We start from the raw sequence: 3,185 nt of genomic DNA on the forward strand, positions 1-3,185 counted from the left end.
GTGGATGGCCAGCAGGACGTCGACTGTCGCCACCGACGAGGCGACGGACCCGGAGCACCGCGCCGGGCAGGACCCGTCGGTCAGCCCCCCCACCCTGCTCTGGCGATGGCTGGCCATCGTGCTGGGGCTGGTCGCGGCGGGGTGCGCACTCGCCTACCCGTTCCTGCCGGTGGTGCAGGACACGGCCGAGATCACCTGGCCGGTGGGCAGTGACACCCGGCCGGTGAACGCCCCCCTCACCGGGTACTGGGCGCAGGACCTCGAGATCACGCTGCCGTGCGGCACGATCCAGGCGCTCAGCGCCCGGCAGCCGGGCGGCGCGCTGCTGTTCTCGAGCATTCCCCCCGCCCGCACCGGCGGCGGCGCGGGCGTGCAGCTGCGGATCGAACAGGGCGTGCTCAGCGCCTTCAACCGGGGTCAGCAGGTCGCCCGGCAGCCGCTTCCCACGGCGGGGTGCGACGTGCAGTTCTCCTCCACCGGCAAGCACACCACGCTGAAGGTGGGGAACACCCCGGTGTACGACGCCGGCGGCGACGTGCGGCCCCGGGTCGTCGGCATCTACACCGACATCACCTCGGCCAAGGACCCCATCGCCCGGCTGGCCGTGTCGATCACCCCGGACACCCGGTACCAGTCCTCGCCGACCGGCCTCAAGGTCGCCATCGGCGTGTTCGGCGTGCTGTCGCTGCTCGGCTGCCTCATCGCGGTGAACCGGCTCGACGCCGGGGGCGCGCGCCGCGCCCCGCGCTGGGCGCCGGTCGGCTGGTGGAAGCTGACCGGCCGCGACCTGACCGTGTTCGGCGTGCTGGGCCTGTGGGTGTTCATCGGGCCGGGCACCTCCGACGACGGCTACATCTTCACCATGGCCAGGGTCGCCGACCAGGTCGGCTACCTGACCAACTACCACCGCTGGTTCGGCGTGGCCGAGGCGCCGTTCGGCTGGAACGACCACATCTACGAGCTGATGGCGCAGGTGTCGACGGTGCCGCCGTGGATCCGGCTGCCCTCGTTCCTGCTGGCGGTCATCAGCTGGCTGCTGATCAGCCGTGAGGTGCTGCCCCGCCTTGGCACCCAGGTGCGGCAGAGCCCCGCGGCGGGCTGGGCCGCGGCGATGGTGTTCCTGGTGTGGTGGCTGCCGTTCAACAACGGTGTCCGCCCCGAACCGTGGGCCGCGCTGGGCTCGTTGCTGGCGATCGCCGCGGTGGAGCGGTCGCTGGTGACGCGGCGGCTGCTGCCGTTGTGCCTCGGCCTGCTGGCCGCGGCGTTCGCGCTCGCCGCCACCCCGACCGCGCTGATCGCGGTCGCGCCGTTCCTGGTGGCCGCGCGGCCGCTGTTCCAGCTGCTGCGCAGCCGTGCCCGCCAGGGCGGCTGGCTGCCGGTGCTGGCGCCCATCGCCGCCGCCGGCTTCATCGTGCTCGTGGTCATGTTCGCGGACCAGACCTTCGCCACCGTGCTGGAGGCGACCCGCCTTCGCGGCCAGGTCGGCCCGAACGAACCGTGGTACGACGAGCTTTCCCGCTACGAGTTGCTGTTCGCCAACAGCGCCGACGGGTCCATGACGCGCCGCTTCCCGGTGCTGCTGCTCATCCTGTGCACCGGCACCTCGCTGGTGGTGCTGCTGCGGCGCGGCCGCATCCAGGGCGCGGCACTCGGCCCCTCCCGTCGTCTCATCGGCACGGTGGCGCTGTTCTTCCTGCTGCTGGCGCTGACCCCGACCAAGTGGACGCACCACTTCGGCGCCTTCGCCGCGGTCGGCTCGGCCATGGCCGCGCTCACCGCGCTGGCGACCAGTTCCACCGTGCTGCGGTCCCGCCGCAACCGGGCCACGTTCACCGCGGGCCTGCTGGTGGTGGCCGCGCTCGCCGCGACCGGGCCCAACGCCTACTGGTTCGTGTCCGGTCTCGGCGTGCCGTGGTTCGACAAGGCGCCGTCGGTCCACGGCTTCAGCCTCTCCACGGTGCTGCTGTTCGCCGCGGCCGTGGCGGCGGTGTTCGCGTTCGTGGAAAACATCCGGGCCCAGCGGCCCGGGCTGCCGCCGCCGGTGCCGGAACGGCGCGGCCGCGCGCTGCGGCTCGGGGCGACCTCGCTGGTCGTGGTCTGCGGTCTGGTCGTGGCGTTCGAGTTCGCCAGCATGGGCAAGGCCCTCCAGAAGCAGCGGCACAGCTACAGCCTCGGCGCCGCGAACGTGGCACACCTGTTCGGCAAGAGCTGCAACCTGTCCGACCACGTGATGGTCGAGCAGGACCCGGTGTCGAGCGTGCTGAAGCCGGTCGCGCTGCCCACCGCCCCCGTGCAGGGGCAGGTGAACACCGGTGGCCTGCCGCCCGCCGACGACACCGCCGGCGCGACCAGCACCGGGTTCCACACGTCCCCGGAGGGTGGCAACGACCCGCTGAACGCGCCGCCGCACGGGTTCACCACCAGCACGGTGCCGATGTGGAGCAGCTACCACGACAACCCCTCGTCGCCGATCGGACGGCTGCGCACGGACTGGTACCGCCTGCCCGTCGATCACACCGGCGCCCAGGTCGCGGTCGCGATCGCGACGAAGGTCGGCAAGGCGACGACGGTGTCGCTGCAGTTCGGCATCCAGGGCCCGGACGGCGTGCGGGTGGCCAGGACCGACCAGGTGGTCTCGTCCACCGTCGGCACCGACACGAGCAAGATGATCAACCCGGGCGACAACGGCAAGTGGACCGACGAGCGCGTCCAGATCGGGGATCTGCCGCAGTCCGTGGGCTTCGTCCGGGTGGTGGCGGAGGACAACGACGTCACCGAGGACGGCTGGGTCGCGGTGAGCGCCCCCCGCGTGCCGACCTTCACCACGCTCACCCAGCGCGTCGGCAACGCGCCGGTGTACATGGACTGGCCCGCGGCGTTCGTCTACCCGTGCATGAACCCGGTCGCCTCCCACGACGGGATCTCGCAGGTGCCCCAGTACCGGATCACCGCGGGCGACCTGGCGACGGAGGCCGACTGGGCCAACAGCGTCGGCGGCGGGCCGAACGGCTGGCTCGAAGAGGTCGCGAGCGAGCCGGAGGTGCCGAGCTATCTGCAGGGCTCGCCGAGCACGTCGTGGGGCAAGCTGTTGCAGATCGAGCCGTACACCGAAGGCGCCGAACCGCACGTCGTGCACGGGGAGAAGACCGTGTGGGGCTGGTGGTCCCCTGGCCCCGGCCCGCAGC

1 protein-coding gene is annotated in these 3,185 nt (G+C 72.4%); it reads left to right on the forward strand.

What is annotated here, in order from left to right:
- Nucleotides 1-4: 4 nt before the first annotated feature.
- Nucleotides 5-3,185 (forward strand): arabinosyltransferase domain-containing protein (locus tag FNH05_RS35210; protein ID WP_144593171.1); only part of this gene is annotated, 3,181 nt, incomplete at its 3' end.

The organism is Amycolatopsis rhizosphaerae, assembly GCF_007713715.1.
In the GTDB taxonomy this organism is placed as follows: Bacteria; Actinomycetota; Actinomycetes; order Mycobacteriales; family Pseudonocardiaceae; genus Amycolatopsis_E; species Amycolatopsis_E rhizosphaerae.